At 39.6% G+C, this 17,817-nt stretch carries 15 protein-coding genes; 6 read left to right on the forward strand and 9 right to left on the reverse strand.

Translation table 11 applies throughout. The features are described from left to right. Genes E4O01_RS08765 through E4O01_RS08785 form a run of 5 tightly spaced genes read right to left on the reverse strand, consistent with a single transcriptional unit; the run spans position 1 to position 5,425 of the window. Positions 1–1,038, reverse strand: coding sequence for an EF-P lysine aminoacylase GenX (locus E4O01_RS08765; protein ID WP_253691771.1), 1,038 nt, complete (start codon positions 1,036–1,038; stop codon positions 1–3). Between the two features lie 32 nt (positions 1,039–1,070). Then, positions 1,071–2,306 (reverse strand): ABC transporter permease, encoded by a 1,236-nt coding sequence (locus tag E4O01_RS08770; protein ID WP_253691772.1) that lies wholly within the window; start codon positions 2,304–2,306, stop codon positions 1,071–1,073. Continuing rightward, positions 2,299–3,018: an ABC transporter ATP-binding protein gene (locus tag E4O01_RS08775; RefSeq protein WP_253691774.1), complete on the reverse strand. Its 720-nt coding sequence runs from the start codon at positions 3,016–3,018 to the stop codon at positions 2,299–2,301. Before E4O01_RS08775 ends, E4O01_RS08770 begins: the two co-directional genes overlap by 8 nt. A 13-nt stretch (positions 3,019–3,031) precedes the next feature. After that, entirely contained in the window at positions 3,032–4,000 is a 969-nt protein-coding gene (locus E4O01_RS08780; protein WP_253691776.1) for an efflux RND transporter periplasmic adaptor subunit, read from the reverse strand. Then, entirely contained in the window at positions 4,001–5,425 is a 1,425-nt protein-coding gene (locus E4O01_RS08785) for a hypothetical protein (protein ID WP_253691777.1), read from the reverse strand. Positions 5,426–5,531: 106 nt separating this feature from the next. On the opposite strand from E4O01_RS08785, the gene mazG reads away from it, so the two are divergent. Next, positions 5,532–6,377, forward strand: coding sequence for a nucleoside triphosphate pyrophosphohydrolase (mazG, locus tag E4O01_RS08790; RefSeq protein WP_253695199.1), 846 nt, complete (start codon positions 5,532–5,534; stop codon positions 6,375–6,377). Positions 6,378–6,462: 85 nt separating this feature from the next. Here the strand turns inward: mazG and E4O01_RS08795 are convergent, their stop codons facing one another. After that, positions 6,463–7,227 carry an FKBP-type peptidyl-prolyl cis-trans isomerase gene (locus tag E4O01_RS08795; protein WP_253691778.1) on the reverse strand — a complete coding sequence of 255 codons (765 nt, stop codon included), beginning with the start codon at positions 7,225–7,227 and terminating at the stop codon, positions 6,463–6,465. Positions 7,228–7,353: 126 nt separating this feature from the next. Between E4O01_RS08795 and E4O01_RS08800 the strand changes: the two genes are divergently transcribed. The 4 genes from E4O01_RS08800 to ispF are packed head-to-tail and all read left to right on the forward strand — an operon-like array spanning position 7,354 to position 10,869. Further along, positions 7,354–9,006 carry a nucleoside kinase gene (locus tag E4O01_RS08800; RefSeq protein ID WP_253691779.1) on the forward strand — a complete coding sequence of 551 codons (1,653 nt, stop codon included), beginning with the start codon at positions 7,354–7,356 and terminating at the stop codon, positions 9,004–9,006. Between the two features lie 51 nt (positions 9,007–9,057). After that, entirely contained in the window at positions 9,058–9,684 is a 627-nt protein-coding gene (locus E4O01_RS08805; RefSeq protein WP_253691780.1) for a CarD family transcriptional regulator, read from the forward strand. Continuing rightward, a complete protein-coding gene (locus E4O01_RS08810; protein ID WP_253691783.1) occupies positions 9,671–10,402 on the forward strand; it encodes an IspD/TarI family cytidylyltransferase in 732 nt (243 codons plus the stop codon). Before E4O01_RS08805 ends, E4O01_RS08810 begins: the two co-directional genes overlap by 14 nt. Next, positions 10,399–10,869, forward strand: coding sequence for a 2-C-methyl-D-erythritol 2,4-cyclodiphosphate synthase (ispF, locus tag E4O01_RS08815; protein ID WP_253691784.1), 471 nt, complete (start codon positions 10,399–10,401; stop codon positions 10,867–10,869). Before E4O01_RS08810 ends, ispF begins: the two co-directional genes overlap by 4 nt. On the opposite strand, the gene E4O01_RS08820 is transcribed toward ispF, so the two are convergent. Further along, positions 10,856–14,101, reverse strand: coding sequence for a SpiroCoCo family coiled-coil protein (locus tag E4O01_RS08820; RefSeq protein WP_253691785.1), 3,246 nt, complete (start codon positions 14,099–14,101; stop codon positions 10,856–10,858). The genes ispF and E4O01_RS08820 overlap by 14 nt on opposite strands. A gap of 74 nt (positions 14,102–14,175) precedes the next feature. Next, positions 14,176–14,877, reverse strand: coding sequence for an HAD family hydrolase (locus tag E4O01_RS08825; protein WP_253691790.1), 702 nt, complete (start codon positions 14,875–14,877; stop codon positions 14,176–14,178). A 73-nt stretch (positions 14,878–14,950) separates the two neighbouring features. Here E4O01_RS08825 and E4O01_RS08830 point away from each other — a divergent pair, with 73 nt between their 5' ends. Next, positions 14,951–15,784 carry a mechanosensitive ion channel family protein gene (locus E4O01_RS08830; protein ID WP_253691792.1) on the forward strand — a complete coding sequence of 278 codons (834 nt, stop codon included), beginning with the start codon at positions 14,951–14,953 and terminating at the stop codon, positions 15,782–15,784. Here E4O01_RS08830 and E4O01_RS08835 read toward each other — a convergent pair. Then, positions 15,763–17,817: a hypothetical protein gene (locus E4O01_RS08835; protein ID WP_253691794.1), complete on the reverse strand. Its 2,055-nt coding sequence runs from the start codon at positions 17,815–17,817 to the stop codon at positions 15,763–15,765. The genes E4O01_RS08830 and E4O01_RS08835 overlap by 22 nt on opposite strands.

The following is a 17,817-nucleotide window of genomic DNA, read 5'->3' on the forward strand; positions in this document are numbered from 1 at the left end:
TTAAAAACAATTTCGATGTATTATCGGAAACAAGGTCTTTTTTCCCGCCAAAAGCATTATAAGGCGGTCAAAACCCATTGCAACTCCCGAACACGGCGGCATATTGGAACAAACCGATCCAAAATCCTTTACGGGAGGATGAGGAATAAGAGAATGTTTTTGTTTTAATCCGTTTTCCTTTTCGAAATAAGAATCTATCTTTTTTTTATCCCTTTCTTCGGTGTAGCAGTTTGCAAGTTCGACTCCGTTCAAATAAACTTCCCAGCGCTCGACTGTTTTCCATTCAAGCTCTTCATTTTTTTTGTTTAAAATTTTTTGGGAATTTTCTGCGGCAAGACAAGGAACAAAGGCAGGATAATCCAAAAGAGCTATGAGTTTATTTTTAGGAAGGTTCGGCTCAACCGCATGTACCAAAATAAGCTCGTATAAGTCGTCTTCTTTCCAATCCGAATAGTTTTTAGCTTCGCCGAGACCCAATTTTTCGGCATAGGCGGCAAGTTCCTCCGGTGAATGCTCGGTGCTTAAAGGCAGTCCTGCATATTTTCTAAAAGCCTCATCCATGGTAAGGCACTCAAAACCGTTTGATAAGGTTTTTAAGACTTCCCCATCAACAAGAGGATTTTCTTTTACCCTCTCGGAAACATAGTTTAAAAAAGCCTCCGTTATCTTTATGGAATCCTTATAGTTTGCATCCATAGTGTAATATTCGAGCATGGTAAATTCGGGGCTGTGAATATTGCCTATGGATTCGGCATTTCGGTAGCATTTTGAAATTTGAAAAACCGAACGGGAAGTTTGAGCTATTATCGGTTTAATATAAACTTCAGGAGAAGGCACCAAAAAAAGCGGCTTTTTTTGGTGCAAGCCCTCCGATGCACCGGGGCTGAGGTATTCCGTTTTAAGAACCTCCAAGCAGGTTTCGGGAATCAGCTCTGCCGAAAGAGCAGGCGTATCCAATTCCAGATAATTTTCTTTAATAAAAAATTCCCTTGCAGCCTGAATACTCAAGGCGCGCAATTCCAAGGCTTCAATATCCATAAATTAACCTCAATTATTTTTAAAAAAGGCCCCTACTCCGCAAGGGCTTGCACAGGATCAAGTTTTGCAGCCTTAATTGCAGGATGAAGGCCGAAAAAAATCCCTGTACATACGCTTACCGAAAAGGCTATAAGGGAGCCCGAAAAATTAGGCAAAAATATTATTTCGGGAGGGAAAAAAACGTTTACAATCAGCTTACTGATTACAAGCCCTAAAACAATTCCTATAAGCCCGCCTGTAAGAGTAAGAGATGCTGACTCTATTAAAAACTGCATCCTTATTGCCTTGCCTGTGGCCCCGAGAGCTTTACGTATGCCTATTTCTTTTCGGCGTTCGGTAACCGTAACAAGCATTATGTTCATAATGCCGATGCCGCCGACAAGAAGGGATATGCCTGCAATGGCGGAAAGCACAAGGCTTACCATCCCCGTAATCTTACTCATCTGCTCAAATTGCTGGCGGGCAGAATAAACCCAGATTGCAAAACGGTTGCCTCCCGAAAGCTCTTCTGAAAAATCATGAATCTTTGCCTCAACCTTTGAAGTGTCCTTAGGCTCAAAGATAACAACTTCTGCAGTCCAAACAGCATCAGCTGTTTTTCCCGGCAGCTTACCTAAAGCAAATTTTCTTGGAACAAAGACGGAGTCCGAAGTACGCAGCACCCATGTGTTCTTAGGCTTTACAACACCTATAACTTGAAGGCGCACAATATGGGGAGGAGCATTTTCTCCGCTTGAAGGAATCTGTAAGGTAATAAATTTTCCGACAGCCCGGCCTTCAGGAAAAAGCTGAAAAGCTATCCTGTCGCCGATAATTGCCTTTTCCGCTCCTGTAGAATAATCCGAAGAAGAAAAGAAACTACCGTAATCCATGACCACTCGGTGCGACTCCAGCCTTTCGGCTTCTATACCCTCTATATCGCTCATTTCAATCCGCAAATCGTTTCTTACAACCGAAGCCTGAAAACGGGTAGAATAAAAAATGTTTTTTATCTCCGTTATTCTTTGCTTAAGCTTTTTACGGAAATCCTCATCAAATTTTATGCTTTCACCTTCTCCGAATTCGGGGTTTCCCCTCTGAGTGCCTATGTTGATTATATCCATGCTGAACTCTTCAAACTCTTTTACCATGCTGTTCGAAAGGGAGCTTGCAAGACTCGTAACAATTATAACCGAGGTAACGCCAATAACTATACCCAAAAGAGAAAGAAGAGTGCGCATCTTGTTCGTTTTAAAATTATGAAGGGCGTTTATAAAATCCTCAAACATTTTCTTCCCCTTTTTGTTTAAGACCGGCGGTATTAAGGGAATCGGAAACAACAAGCCCGTCTTTTAGTTGAATTGAGCGGGGCGCAAGGGAAGCGATTTCCTGATCGTGAGTTACCATTATAACGGCTGTCCCCGTTTTGTTTATCGTTAAAAAGAGATCCAAGACAGAATGCCCAGTTTCAGAATCCAAGGCGCCCGTGGGTTCATCGGCCAAAATAATTTTAGGATTTGTAACAAGGGCCCTTGCGATAGCAACCCTCTGCTTTTGCCCTCCTGAAAGCTCTCCCGGCCTGTGCTTCAACCTGTCGGAAAGGCCGACCTTTTCAAGCTCTTCGGCAGCCCGTTTTTTTCTTTTATCTAAGGAAAGCCCCTGATATCTCAAGGGGAGCATTACGTTTTCCAACACATTTAGATTGGGAAGAAGGTAATACTGCTGAAAAACAAAGCCCACGGTTTTATTCCGTAAGGAGGCAAGCTCGTTTTCGGTCATGTCGGCAGTGCTTACCCCGTCCACATAAATTTTGCCGGAGGTAGGGCGGTCTAGGCAGCCTATCATATTCATGCAGGTGGACTTACCCGAGCCCGACGGCCCCATTATCGAAACAAAGGAGGACTCTTCTATTTTAAAGGAAATACCGGCAAGGGCTTTGACGGTTGTTTCGCCCATCTCAAAGGTTTTTACTACATTTTCAAGACGTATAATATCAGCCATAGTCTAACGCCTTCTACCATTTAGGAGGTCTTACCTTCAAAGTGTCGCCTTCTTTTAGACCGGATAAAACTTTTACGGTGCCTTGGGCATAGGATTCTACCTCGACATTTACCCTTTCAACCTTGCCGTTTTCAAGAAGTTTTTCAACATAGGGCTCGCCCTTATCGTATAAAAGAGCCGTTTGATCCAAAAGGAGGACTTCTTCATCTTCGCCTGCAACAATTTTTCCGCTAAAAGAATAGCCGGGCAAAACATTTTCGGGGAGTTTATCGACAACAATTTTTGTTTCTATAACGGTAGCCCCCCTTTGAACACTTGATTTTGCGATTGAAGAATGATAGGTCACCCTGCCCTCCACTTCTTCTTCTCCCAGAGCTTGAAAATTCAGCAATACTTTTTGCCCTATCTTTAACCTTGGAACATCCCTTTCGGAAACATCTACAGTGGATTTAAAAAAGGAGCGGTCTATAATTACCCCGAAATTATCCTTGGGCATAACATAGGAACCTTCGGTCAAGTCAAAGGAAACGACTATACCGTCAAACTTTGCATAAACGCTTCTATCCCTCAAAGCCCGTTTTAAAGATTCAAGTTCAAGCTTCATCAATTCAAGGTTTTTAGAATAGCCGAGCAATTTTTCTTTTTCGATAGCAAATTCCTGTTTTGCTACCTGAAATGCTTGATATGTATTGTCAAGAGCAAATATCAGATCGCCTTTTTTTACGATGTCGCCCTCCTTTACGGCAACCTTTTTTATGAGACCCTCTCCCGGTGATTGAAGATTTTGCTGCTGTGCCGGCTGAATATAACCCGAAATTTGAATTACATCTTTTATTATCTCCTTGGTTACGGTGACTGTTTGAGAAAAATCATCCGTTCCTTTTTTAGGCAAAAAAAGAATCCAAATTACGGACAATGTAATAATGACTGCGGTTATTATTAAAATAATTTTTTTACTCTTTTTTTGTTTTGTATCCTGCATTTATTTTTCCTCTATCTCAAAAGCTTCTTTTATTTCGGCATTAAAAATATTTACAGCAATATGGGAATCAGCCAGTCCCAAAAGAGCCGTAATATACTGCAAACCGGCTTGCCTGTTTTCAAGAGAGTTTATAAGCCCTCGTTGAAACCATTTTGCATGTTCTTCAGCATTTTCTTTATAAATGTCCAACTCTTCGGCATACCGAATTTGCTGCCATTCAAGCCGTTCCCATTTAAGTTTAAAAGTATTAAAGTCTTTGGCAAAGTTGCGCTTTATAGTGCCGAGCTTTATCTTTTCGCCGGATTCCGTTATTGCGGCATTCTTTTTGCTAAGAGAATAATCGTAAATGGCAAGAGGATTTATCGAGAAAGATACTTCCATCAAAGGTATTGACCCCGGAGCCAAGGAGAGGTTCAAGCCCGTATTAATTTTTACTCCCGGAAAATTAAGTGATATGCCCGAACCTATATTATTGGTTTTACTCATATTCGAATCCGTATAAGAATATCCTAAATTGGCAGAAGCGGAAAAAGGGCTTAAATCCATTTTATTTTTTTCGCGCATTTTTTCGTAAGCGTTTTCGGCTTTGATGATGGGTTTATAGTTTTCGGCCCTTAGATTCTCGATAGAAATTAACTTTTGTTCAGGAAGACTTTTTGCAAGTTTTATGAAAAACTCATCTTCATCTTTTTTTTCGATTTTAAGTCCGCAAGATTCAAAAAAAAGGCCTGCCGAAACCTTAAAAGAAAATTCGGTTTCTTTTTCTTCTCTCTCGGCACTGATCAGGGTTAGTTTGGCAGTTCTTAACTTAGAAGATGTTTCGGAGTATCCTTCTGCAAGAATTTGTCGGTAATTGATATCGGCTTGAATTCCGGCAAGCCTTTTTGAAAGAAGTCCCGAATATTCGGTTAATATTTTTTGAATATCTGTTAAAAGCTTGCTTTCGGCAATCTCCTTCCGCATCTTTACCCGCCGTTCAGCCTCTTTAAGAATGTCTAAAGAAGCCGCAATTTCCAGCTTTTTCCTTTTGCGGGTTTGACTATATATATCGCCTGAAAGACCAAGCGAAAAACCTGTTGAACTGCCTTTTCCTCCGCCCGAATAAGAATAAGGAGCGGAAAATTTAAACCCCAGATTATTATAAAGAGGAAATCCTGCCGAAACTGAAGGCTGTACCGAAAATTGAGATTTATCCTTATCGGAGCTAAGGTTAAAGTTTATGGTGGAACCAAAATCAATGGCGAAGACGGAATTAAGCCTTACGGATTTATAATTATTTAAGGCTATCTTTGCTTCATTTTCTATCAAAATAATATCCGTGTCATTTTTATAGCGGTATTCCAAGATATCCTTATAAGGATTTTCTTCCGCAAAAAGAAAAGTAAAAGAAAGAACCAAAAAAAAGATATATTTATTTTTTAACATTTTTCAAACTCATATGCTATTATACCTAACTAGAATACATAAAATCAAAAAAAAGTCAATAGGAAACCTCTTGAATCCGCTTATATCTTTTTGCTATAATTCCGGCATGGAAAATTCACAGCTGATTGAGAGCTTTGAAGCTCTTTTTAATGTAATTAAAAGATTAAGAGGCCCGGGAGGCTGCCCTTGGGATATAGCTCAAAACCCCATGAGTATGCGCCGCCCGCTTTTAGAAGAAGCCTATGAAGCCGCCGATGCAATAGAAGAACACAAGACTTCCGGTAAGGATGCCGAGCATGTAAAAGAAGAACTTGGAGACGTTCTTTTAAACGCACTTATGATCTCATATATGTACGAACAAGAAGGCCTTTTTTCGGCTGCCGATGTTATGAAAAACCTTACAGAAAAACTTATAAGAAGACACCCTCATGTCTTCGGAAAAACGGAAGGCTATGAAGGCCCCGAAAGCGATAAAAAGGCTTCGACCCCGGAATCGGTTTTAAACCAATGGGAAAACATAAAAGAAAAAATAGAAAAGCCTAAGGCTGAATCGATTTTAGATTCCATTCCTAAAAATTTTCCGCCGATGCTTCGGGCCTTAAAAATTTCCAAAAAAGCTGCCAAAGCAGGCTTTGAGTGGAACAAAATCGGAGGCATCATCGAAAAGATGAAAGAAGAAACGGCCGAATTTGCCGAAGCCGTTAAATCGGGGTCACAGGCCGCTATGGAAGACGAGATAGGAGATATCTTTTTTGTTTCGGTAAATGCGGCCCGTTTTTTAAAAATAGATCCCGAAATGGCCCTCATGCATGCAAACAAAAAATTCGAAAGGCGTTTTAGATTTGTCGAATCCGAAATGAAAAAAAACGGCTTTGACCTTTTACCTGAAAATTCTGAAAAAATGGAAGAATTTTGGAATAAAGCTAAGCTTGAAGAAAGAGCTAAAAACTGATGGTTCATAAAAAAAAGAGTTTTGCCGGCAAGTGCAAAACTCTTTTTTTTAATCGGTTAAAAGATTAAAATAATTTTTATATAAATTATTTTTTGGGAGACTCTTTTCTGATTGCGATACTTACAAGCTCAATATCAAAAATCAAAACGGCATTGCCGGGAATTATAACGGAACTGCCTTGAACTACACCCTGCTCTCCATAGGCCAATGCAGGCGGAACATAGAACCTGTACTTTGCACCAGGACTCATCAACTGCAATCCCTCTTTCCAACCGGGAATAACTCGCGATAAATGAATCTTTACGCTTTTGCCGGTTTTATAAGAATCGTCAAAAATATGCCCATCTACAAGTTTTCCGATATAATTTACATTAACCTCATCGTCTTCTTTAGGATGCACATCATTTTTTCCCTTCGACAGAACTTCATATTGTAAACCCGATTCGGTAACTATAATACCTTCTTTAGCCTTATTTTTTTCTAAAAAGGCGTTAGCTTCTTCAAGATTCTTTGCGGCTTTTTCCATTTGGGCTATTTGAAAAGCCTGACTTAAAATCATCTGAGCATCTTGAAGTCCTTTTTCTTCAAAATCCTTAGACATAGCATCTTTAAACCCCTTCACAATATGATCGGGGTTGATCTTTATTCCATCCTGCTTCACACTTTGAGCTATGATAACACCGAAGGCATAACCTACTTCTTCTTCGCTTACGGATTTATTTTCTTCCGAATCGGCTTCAGTGTTTTCCGAAGAAACTTCAGATTCCGTTTTTTTACCGTTACAAGCAGCAAAAGCAAAAAGCAGACAGACGCAGCATAAAATAAAAGTCAAATTTTTAATAAATTTCATAGAATAATCCTTGATAAATAGTATAAGAAGCAAGAATATCAATCTTTTAAAAAACAGTCAATAGCTGGACTTTTATAAAAAATGTGTTATAATGAAGAGCACAACATAATATATTAGGAGTGTCTTATGGCTTCATTTAAAATAACCTTTCCCGACGGAATGCAAAAAGAATTCGTACATCCTGTGTCGGCACGAGAGCTGGTACAATATTTTCCGGCAACCCCTGCCCCGATAGTAGGCATAAAAGTAAACAATTTGGTAGTCCCCTTAAACAAAACCATCGATGTACAATCTACAATCGAACCTGTAACATTAACGGACAGGGAAGGCTCAAACTTTTACCGCAGGACGCTCTGTCTGATTTTAGCCGCCGCAGCTAAAGAGCTATATCCCGATTTAAGACTTTTGATGGGACACAGCTTGGATTACGGTTATTATTACACTCTTGAAGGGAAAAAAGCGGATAAGGCAGACTTAAAAGCCATAAAATCAAAAATGGATGAGATGGTGGCCCAAGATATGCCTATAGACACTCATTGGCTTTCTTATGAAGAAGCGCTGGAAAAATTCGAGCACTCGAACCAGCCCGACACCCACAGACTTTTAAACTACACGAGCAAGCCCCGCATTTTAATAAACCGATTGGGTAACTACGAAGACCTTTATTTTCAGCCTCTGATGGACCGCATAGGCGAAGTTAAAGTCTTCGATGTGATGCCCTATGAAGACGGCTTTTTGCTCCGCTTTCCGCGAACTGCAAGTCCTGAAAAACTTTCGGAATTTAAAGACATCCCCCATCTTTTTGAAATTTACAAAGAATATAAACAGTGGGGAAAATTAGTCGGGGTCTCCTCAGTCGGTCAATTAAACGATTTAATTACATCAAGAAAAATCAAAGATTATGTAGAAATCACTGAGATACTTCAAAATAACAAACTTGCAGAAATAGCAAAAAAAGTAACGGCAAAAAAAACTGCAAGGGTAATCCTCATAGCAGGACCTTCCAGCTCAGGAAAAACTACCTCAGCCAAAAAACTTTCGATGCAGCTTAAAGTATTAGGTTATATTCCTAAAGTTATAAGTCTTGACGATTTTTACCTAGGCATAGCTAAAACACCGAAAAAAGAAGACGGTAGACCTGACTTTGAATGCGTTGAAGCCTTGGACATTGAGCTTTTAAACGACGTACTTTTACGCCTCTTTAAGGGCGAAACGGTTGAAATGCCTTCCTACGATTTCAAAATAAGCGGCCGCCGGCCTGAAGGCAAGATGTTTACTCCCGAAAAAAACACAATCTTCATACTCGAAGGAATACACGCCCTAAACGATAAACTCACTGCAAAAATAGATGAGTCATTAAAATTTAAGGTCTACCTTTCAGCCCTAACCCAGCTTAATTTGGACGACCACAACCGTATTCCGACATCTGATAACAGGCTTATACGGCGCATCGTCCGAGATGCCCAATTTAGAGGAAGCCCTGCAGCAAGAACAATAGGAATGTGGGGCGATGTAAGAAGCGGAGAATCAAAATACATTTTCCCCTTCCAAGGAAATGCCGATGCGGTTTTTAACACTGCCCTTGATTACGAGCTTGCAGTATTAAAGGTTTATGCAGAACCTCTTTTAAAGGCTGTAAAACCGAACCAAAAAGAATACAATGAAGCATCGAGATTATTAACCTTTTTGGGGAATTTTTTACCTCTTCCTGCAAGTTTTGTGCATGGACAATCCATATTGCGTGAATTTATCGGTGACAGCGATTTTTCATACAGCTAAATTTCAGCCTCATAGACTAAAAAACATATTTATGCTATAATACTCGAACATATGAGTAAGAAATTTGTTTTTTCTGCAAAAGAAATTGTCGTTTACCCGGGTCAGGGCGTTGGTACTATCACCGATATCACCAAAAAAGAGATAGCCGGCGAAGTTATAGACTATTATGTTATTTATCTGGCCGATTCCGATATGACGGTTTTAGTTCCCACAACGGGAATCGACAACCTCGGCATTAGGCGCATAGTAACAAAGGCCGAAGCCGAAGCTGCTCTTAAATTCCTATCGGAAGATTTTGAGCCCATCCCAATTGATTGGAAGGCCCGCTACCAAATGAACATGGACTTATTTAAAAGCGGAAAAATTTTGGACACAGCCTCTGTTGTGCGCTCTCTCTATCAGCGCAGCAAAACAAAAGAACTTCCGATTCAGGAAAGAAAACTCTATGATTCGGCTTACAGAATTTTTCAAGACGAAATAGCTGCTTCCATGAAAATGACAAAGACAGAAGCAGAAGCTTCAATCCATCTGCATCTTGAACCGCTCGGCGGGCCTATCGAAAAATTCAAAGATGAATATGATGACGATGACGATTTAATCGTAAATGATGAAGAACTCGATGATAACGATATGGATGAGGATGATATAGAAGACTCGGACATGTATGATGATGAGTAAAAATTCGGGATTTGCTGCGGTCATCACGGCCGCCGGAAAATCCGGAAGAATGAAACTTGGAATTAAAAAAGAATATCTAAGCATACCCGATTACGGAGAAGGCGTAACGGTAATTTCGGAGTGCCTTTTAAAATTTTTACAAACCAAATTATTCGAAGTTTTGGTAATTACCGTACCTGAAAAAGATATCTCGACCGTAAACAATTTAATTTTTACCGACAAAAGAATCGAAAAAGAACTTGCAGGCCGGGAAACAAAAATAATACTTACCCCGGGAGCCGATACAAGACAAACCTCCGTTTTCAATGCGCTTATAAAACTGGAAGAAATCAACGAAAAATATAACGAGGGTTTTAAATATGTTCTGATCCATGACGGGGCCCGTCCGTGGGTCAGCTGCGATCTTATAAAGAATGTCTGCTCTGCACTAAAAAAACACGAAGCCGTAATTCCCGGCTATCCGGCAATCGACACGCAAAAAACAGCCGATGAATCGGGTAAAATAACCCTGCACTTAAAAAGAAGCTCCATATATTCCGTTCAAACTCCTCAAGGCTTTGACTTTGAAAAGATACTGGCCGCCCACAAAAAAGCTGCCGGTAACGGAAAAGAATATACCGACGACAGCGAGATTTATGGAGAGTTCGCCGGAGACGTTTTTATATGCGCCGGAGAAGTCTCCAACAAAAAAATAACATTTAAGGAAGACATAAAATGAGAACAGGGCTGGGTTACGACTTACACCGCCTGATTCGCGGAAAAAAACTTATGATAGGCGGTGTTCACATTCCATTTAAAAAAGGAGAAAAAGCCCATTCGGATGGAGACGTGCTTCTTCACGCCATAACCGATGCCCTCCTCGGAGCCTGCGGAATGGGAGACATAGGAGAATTTTTTCCGCCCGGCGACAAAAAATGGAAAGATGCAAATTCGGCAGAACTTTTATCCGCCGTTTGGGAAAAAATAAGTGCACAAGGCTGGAAAATCCAAAACATTGACTGCGTAATAATCATCGAAGAGCCTAAAATTCTCCCTTTCAGAGACGAAATAAGAACTTCAATCGCAAGTATTCTAAAAATAGAAAAAGAACAGATTTTTATAAAAGCAAAAACCGGAGAAGGAATAGGGATAATAGGAAAAGGCAAGGCCGCTGCCGCCCTTGCCTCATGCCTTATCTTTTGTTAGCATACTCCAGAATGAGATCTACTTCTCCAAGCGATAAATTTAAAGCCTTTGCAATTTCTCCGTTTTTCCAGCCTTGGCGGGAAAGTTTTAATACGTTTTCTTGAACGCTTATCGACGGACTTCCGCTTTCATTTCGCTCAGGTTTTTCACCCTTAAAGAGATCTGCCATAAGTTTTAACTGAGCTTCAGATTCTTCCGAAATTTCTTTAAGTCTGGTTTCGGTAGCGGCAAGCCAGCTCCTGGCCTGTTTCAAGTTATCCATTTTCGAGTTTAACTCTTCCAATACGGTGTCCACATTCTCAATTTTTTCGCAAACGGTCTCGGCTCGGTCTTGATTTGACAAAAGGGTTTCAAGAGTAAGTTTTATCTTTTCCATTTCAGGAGGAATTACACTTACCTCGCCTTTAAATTTTTTGATATCCGACTCAAGTTCTTTTAAATTCTCAAAAGCGGAATCGATGCTTTCAAGGGTCTGATTTAAAACAGCTTCTTTTTTCTCAAGTCTTTCATAACGGGTGTTCACATCGCCTATGCTTTCTTCAATTCTTCTGATCTGAACCTGATATTGCTGCAAATCATCATTTACCGCAGTAAGCTCAATTATTTTCTTATCCATGGAATCCGAAAGAGTACTAAGTTTTATAAACTCTCCCTCAAGAAGTTCAATGTTTTTTCTTTCATTCATAAAGCGGTTAACTTTTTGTTTGGCTTCTTCTTCCAAATGAGTAACTTTTTCATATTGGAGCGAAAGATCTTCCATTGTATTTTTGTAAACTTCAAACTTTGTGACTTCATTTTTAAGAGAGGCAATATCTTTTTCTAAACCTTCTTTTAATTCGTCTGCACGGTCAAAAACCTTGGTCTGAGTAATAAAAGCGGCTTGTTTTTTATCTATCTCTTCTATCAGTGAATTTAAGCGGTCGGCATCTGCCTGTATTTTTTCACGTATTTTTTCTTGAGTTTCGTCAAGACGTGTTCTAACTTCAAGAATCATCTCATTGATGCCCTGTACGGAATGTTCAGCTTCAGATGCAGCCTCGGTAATTTTTTTGTTGATAACTTCATTCAGCTTTTCGGCTTCATCATTAAAGCGGTTTGTTATTTCTGCAGCATGTTCTTCGATAGTTTTATTTGCAGAGGCAACTTTTGTGTCAACAGCATTTAATTTGGCTTGGATTCCGTTGAAGGCTTCGCCGCTCTTTGTCATAAAGTCTTTATATTGAGCATTGTATTTGGTATCAAGATTTTTAATGGCGTTTTCGGTTAAACCTGCAAAGTTTGTAATCTTGTCATCAAAGAAAGAACGGGCATCGGTAAATTGCTGATCCGTACGGGCCTTCCATGCTTCAAAATCTTTCTTTATGGTTTCAAACTGCGATTCGGACTCTTCCCTTATTGCTATAAGCTTTTCCTGTAAGCCTTTTGCAGTATTATCAAGTTCGGCATTTTGACCGTCAACAGCTTCCTGCATTTGTATCTTATATGATGCAAGTTCGCTTTCGAGCTGTTGAGAAGCCTTTGTTTTTATCTGATTTACATCAGCACGGAATGCTTCTATATACTGTTCTACCGTACCGTCAACAGCCGAAACTCTCGAATTTAAGCCGCTTTCAATATCTTTGACCTTCTCATCCAGTTTTGCAAATAAGGCCTTATATTCTTCTGCTGTCTGACCGAGTCTTGTACGGAGTTCAGCCTTATACTTTTCTTCCAAGTCCTTCCTTGCCGATTCATTTTCTGAAGCAAGAAGAGCCATATTGGCGGAAACATCTTCTTTCCACTGATCAAAGCTTAAGTTTATAGCTTCACTTCTTTTTGCAAGGTCTGCAAAAAACTCGTCTTCAAACATTTTAAGTTTTTCAGAAACGTTGGCGTAAGCCTTGGCTTTTAGATCATCAATGCCGGCATCTATTGTCTTCATGCGCTCGCGTATTTTTTCGGAATTATTAGAAAACTCGTTAAAAAAGTTTTGCTGATTTTGTTTTGCGGCATTTACATAGGAAGAGAATTCTGCCATCAGTTCATTTTTAATACAGGCTTGAGATTGTTCGATTTCTTCTTTCAGGCTGTCAACGTTTTCGATAGCTTTTTCGAATTTTGTAAATCTTTCTTCAGTCTGAATCTTAAACTCGTTCAGTTTTTTGTCCGTAAATTTGGAAAGAGAATTTACATTATCTTGGAAATTGGCGGCAAGCGAATTAAACTGAGAACGCATGGTGGATTCGGTTTGGTTTAAATCGGCAGAAAGAGCATCGGATCTAACCGAAACGGCATCTTCAGCTTCTTTTAATCTCTCGGATATGGAATCTATCCGTGAAGAAATATTCTCTTGTGCTTGAGAAAAATCTGACTGCATTTGAGCAAGATAATCTTTTGCCTGAGCATCCCATTCGGCTTTAAATTCGGAGGCAATCTCCCTCGTCTGACTTAAGTTGTCATCCATCTGAGCTTCAATCTCTGCGGCAGTTTCTTCAAATTCTTTTCGGTAACTTTGAACTCTTTCTGCCGTTTCTTCCTTCAATTTGGCAAAAGCGGCTTCCTGCAGGGCACCGGCCTTATCTGCTGCAGAATTATAAGCCTCTTTATAAAGATCCTGCAGCTTAATTGCAGTAACTTCCAAAAGTTCGCCGGTATCTCTTTGAGCAGAAGCAAGGCGGTTTTCAACATCGTTAATTACAAGCCCCATTTCATCCAAAATTTTGCTCTTATATTCGCTTAATTTTGCATCTGCCTCAGCGGCAAAATTTTCTTTTAATTCCGGAATACTTTCGGTAAGATGATGCAGTTCGGCTTTTGCCCCGTTTATGGATTTTGCAAGTGAATCGACAAAGTCGGCCTCCCTCGTAATCTCCATCAAATTTTTCTCGGCCAAGGCTGTCATATCCATAAGTTTTTGGATAGTCTGCTCGGATTCCGAAATGTATCTATCTATTTCGCGAATGGCGGAAGCTCGGGATTCTACGGTTTCAGTTTGTTTTAAAAACATATCACGCAGATCATCAAGCTTTTTTACGGTTGCAATAGCCTTGCTCTGCTGTACGCCGAGCTCAGTGGAAAGATCGCTTAAAGAAGAATTCTTTTCGTTTACAAAGGCTTCAAGATCTTCTTTTATTTTATCGCCGTATCTTTTCGCTTTTTCGATGGATCGGTTATTTTTATCGCTCTGTCTAAAAGCAACAACAATACCGACACAAATTACTAAGGTTATAAGATCGAATAGAATATAATGCATTAAAATTCCCACCCTTTTTCTACACTTAAGGCTTCTCCTTTAAAAAGGAAAAACCTATTATACATAATATCAGATTATATCATAAATTTCAATAATTGACGATAGTTTGAAAAATAAATATCGGGTTTTTCGGCCTCTTTTTGAAAAAAAAGTTTTTTTAATAAAATAAAAAAGCGCCCCTTTATGCAGGCCGTGTACATTCCGGCAGATTTAGCCCCGGCAACATCGTATTTTAAGTTGTTTCCCACATATAGGATTTTGCTGCAAGGCTCTTCCAGAGCTTCCGCCAGTTTTTGAAACGGCAGCGGAGAAGGCTTTAAAGCTCCTATGGATTCCGTTCCAAAACTTGCATCGCAAAGAGGTAAGATACCCCATACATCGTTTTTTTGTTCAGGCAGAAAATCCGAAAGAAGACCAATTTTAAGGCCCTGCCTTTTAAATTCCTCTATGGCTTCTTTTACAAAAAAGTAAGGCTTTATTCGGGCAAAACGCTTTTTCCAACCCGTATAAATTTCGGTTTCCAAAAAATTTTTAACATCTTCCTTGGTTTTTCCGCTGTGCTCCGCCAATATTTCTGCCTGAAAATCAAAAAAATTACTCAAAAGTTTATCAGGATTTTTTTCCTGCCACAGCCGAATATCTTTGCGGGTCTTGTTAAAAGCAGACATGAGGTTAAAATTCTTTAAAAGAAAAGGAATTATCCTTAAATTAAAGCGCCATGAAGGATAGAGCGTACCGTCAATGTCAAAGGCTATAGCAGAAATACCGTACTTCATATTATTTTATACTATAAATTTTCCGATTTGTCTACCTATTGGCTTTTTATAGAAAATTTGCTAAATTCGCAGAATGGGTATAAATTTAGAACAAATACAAAATTTTTTTAGGGAAAACTTGACCATCCCTTTTTTTATGTCGATTTTTTCTTTGATAGGAATAATTTTAATTATATACGTTTTTTTTAAAATTGTAATTAAATCGCTTAAAAAATTTACGGAACACAGGGTAAGTCCCGCAATTCAAAATCTTATAACGAAGATTTTGCAATACACCTGCTTAGCGGTAATCTTGCTCACAATATTTAAAAAAATGGGAATAAACATAAGCGCCTTTGTCGGAGCTGCAGGTATAGCCGGTGTTGCAATAGGTTTTGCCGCTCAAACTTCGGTATCAAACATAATTTCGGGCTTTTTTGTCCTTGCCGAAAAGGCTTTTAAAGTAGGCGACCGTATTCAGCTTGCAGATATAACCGGTAATGTAGAATCAATCGACTTTATGGCTATCAGGGTAAAAACCCTTGACGGAAACATAGTCCGAATTCCGAATGAAGTAGTCATCAAGGGAAATCTTATAAATTATTCCAGTCTCCCCATCAGAAGAGTTGAAACAAAGGTAAGTGTTGCATACGGAACCGATATGGAAAAGGCAGAATCAATATTGATGGACATTCCCAATCGAATTCCTCAAATATTGAAAGATCCGGAACCCTTCATGGTATGGACCGCATATGCAAATTCGGGCATCGAAATAACTTTCTATGCATGGGGATTAAATGAAGATTTTCTTATAATAAAAAACTCGGTTTTTAAGCTCATCGCAGAACTTTTTGAACAAGCCGATATAACAATTCCCTTCCCGCAGATGGATGTTTATATAAATCCTTACTCCAAAGGAGCAAAATAACCTATCTCGTCCCGGCCTGATCTTTTTAAAAGCTGTACTTCTACTTCTACGGGTAAAAAGGCCCTGCCGAAGTCGGTCGGCATTGTGGAAGTATATTTCAGCTGATACATTCCTATGGGTTTATCGATAATATCGTCAATAATGGGCTTTAAACCTTTTTCTGCATAGATATATGAAGTTTTGCCGTCCGTTTTTTTTGCAAGATAACTCATTTCTGAGGCAGGGGCACCTTGTTTTAAGTTGATCGAATAAAAATGTACATTATTGTTCTTCATATATGCAGCAAGATCATTTAAATTATACTGCTTAAAATTGTCGGAATTAGGATCGCTTAAATTCAAAAAAAGAACAGCCCGTTTTTGCTCCGCATTTATCAGCTCTCCCACAGCTAAACGCAATGCAAGATCGAATTTCCAATCAGGCGAAGCATGAGCTTTTATGCGGTTAGGCAGTGTTATCAAATCGGCAGGAGAAAACTTTCCTTCCAAAACAGGAATGGAGGAAGCCGAGATAAGGCCTATTTTTCCCCTTCCCTGCATTGCTTCTGCAATTTCCTTTAAAGCCGTTTCAATCAGAGTCTTTTCTTTTAGAGAATTAGGAGACCTTTCCACTATTACGACTATATCGCAGGTTTCATTCAGATACGAAGAGCCTGTAAGAGAATAATCTGCAACAGGCCGATGCCCTTCGGTAAGAATAAAATTATCCTGAGTCAAACCTACAATAGGTTTACCGTCACGGTTTTGAACGCTTATTTCAACCAAAACTTCGGGAAACTTATCGGAGTAAACCTTTTTTATCAATACAAACAGCCCTCCGGCTAATTCATTGATTCTTGAAGTTATCTCTACCGTTTGATTTTTATGATCTATCAAAAGAAGACTTCCGTTTACATCAGGAACAGCTGCCGTAATCTTTGTAGGCGCATTTCCCAAGCTCATCAACTCGCTCACGGTAGAAAAAGCAATATCGATAAGATAAACCTTATTTCCGGCAGAAGCTACCAAATTTCCGTTCCACTCACGCAGGGACTCTATTTGTTTTAAGGTGCCTTCTGGCAAAAGAGATTGAACAAAGTTACCGGCAGTGTCAAACGTATAAACGGCGCCTTTAACTGCATCGGCAACATAAACAAGCCCGTCAACTATCGCAAGCCCCGAAGGAGCTGTAAAGCCTCCAAAAAGTCCGTTCTTTTTTCCGAAAGTAAAAAGCGGTTCTCCTGCAGAAGAAAAAACCGCGATCCTTGCATTTCCAAAATCGCAAACATAAATATTGCCGTAATCATCTTCAGCCAAAAACTGGGGACCTATGAACTCCCCGTTCCCTAGCCCTCTTTTTCCGAAAGATTTTATAAAAGAACCGTTTTTATCTAAAAGAGAAAGCCTATCGGCAGCAAATTCCGAGACCAAAAGATTCCCGTCCGATAAGGCTATCACATCAAAGGGCCTGTCAAAGCCTTGAATGGGACCTCGCGTTCTGTCCAAGATGATACCGTTTACGTTAAAGTGTAAAAGTTCGTTTGAGCCGTAGGCCGTCATCCAAAAAGAACCGTCGGCAATCGCGGCTATCGAAAGAGGCTGACGGAAAAGCTGTACATTTCCGTTTTTTGAATTAAACGAAGAATTTTCCACATATGTAATATTATCGGAGGAATAAGGTGTAAGACTCCTGCTTTCTTTTAAAACTTCAATCTTATTTTTTAAAAGCATTCCGCCATAGCCTGAAGCTTCAGCAAATTCCCATTGAGTTAAGGCTGCTCCTTCCACTCCTGAGCCGTAATAGGCTTTTCCGAGCCAATCAAGAATCAACGCTTCGCCGGGCAGGTAAGAAAGAGCTTTTTCGAACAGAAGAATAGCTTCATTAAAGGTTCCGCGGTAATAAGCTTGAACTCCTCTTCTAAATTCTTCTGAAGCAACTCTTTTATCTGAAGAAGAAGGCGCATCCGTAAAACTTTTATCTTGCGAAAAAATAGGAAAAGTAAATAAAATCAAGCTTATAAAAGCAGCTGTACGAAATTTTACACCGAATTTCAT

The sequence above is a fragment of the Treponema sp. OMZ 790 genome (assembly GCF_024181285.1).
GTDB lineage: Bacteria > Spirochaetota > Spirochaetia > Treponematales > Treponemataceae > Treponema_B.

Coding starts and splice junctions, on each gene's coding strand:
- E4O01_RS08800 (WP_253691779.1), top strand. CDS start 7,354: ATGGCTTCATTTAAAATAACCTTTCCCGACGGAATGCAAAAAGAATTC.
- E4O01_RS08795 (WP_253691778.1), bottom strand. CDS start 7,227: ATGAAATTTATTAAAAATTTGACTTTTATTTTATGCTGCGTCTGTCTG.
- E4O01_RS08805 (WP_253691780.1), top strand. CDS start 9,058: ATGAGTAAGAAATTTGTTTTTTCTGCAAAAGAAATTGTCGTTTACCCG.
- E4O01_RS08810 (WP_253691783.1), top strand. CDS start 9,671: ATGATGATGAGTAAAAATTCGGGATTTGCTGCGGTCATCACGGCCGCC.
- ispF (WP_253691784.1), top strand. CDS start 10,399: ATGAGAACAGGGCTGGGTTACGACTTACACCGCCTGATTCGCGGAAAA.
- E4O01_RS08765 (WP_253691771.1), bottom strand. CDS start 1,038: ATGGATATTGAAGCCTTGGAATTGCGCGCCTTGAGTATTCAGGCTGCA.
- E4O01_RS08825 (WP_253691790.1), bottom strand. CDS start 14,877: ATGAAGTACGGTATTTCTGCTATAGCCTTTGACATTGACGGTACGCTC.
- E4O01_RS08835 (WP_253691794.1), bottom strand. CDS start 17,817: ATGAAATTCGGTGTAAAATTTCGTACAGCTGCTTTTATAAGCTTGATT.
- E4O01_RS08770 (WP_253691772.1), bottom strand. CDS start 2,306: ATGTTTGAGGATTTTATAAACGCCCTTCATAATTTTAAAACGAACAAG.
- E4O01_RS08820 (WP_253691785.1), bottom strand. CDS start 14,101: ATGCATTATATTCTATTCGATCTTATAACCTTAGTAATTTGTGTCGGT.
- E4O01_RS08830 (WP_253691792.1), top strand. CDS start 14,951: ATGGGTATAAATTTAGAACAAATACAAAATTTTTTTAGGGAAAACTTG.
- E4O01_RS08775 (WP_253691774.1), bottom strand. CDS start 3,018: ATGGCTGATATTATACGTCTTGAAAATGTAGTAAAAACCTTTGAGATG.
- mazG (WP_253695199.1), top strand. CDS start 5,532: ATGGAAAATTCACAGCTGATTGAGAGCTTTGAAGCTCTTTTTAATGTA.
- E4O01_RS08785 (WP_253691777.1), bottom strand. CDS start 5,425: ATGTTAAAAAATAAATATATCTTTTTTTTGGTTCTTTCTTTTACTTTT.
- E4O01_RS08780 (WP_253691776.1), bottom strand. CDS start 4,000: ATGCAGGATACAAAACAAAAAAAGAGTAAAAAAATTATTTTAATAATA.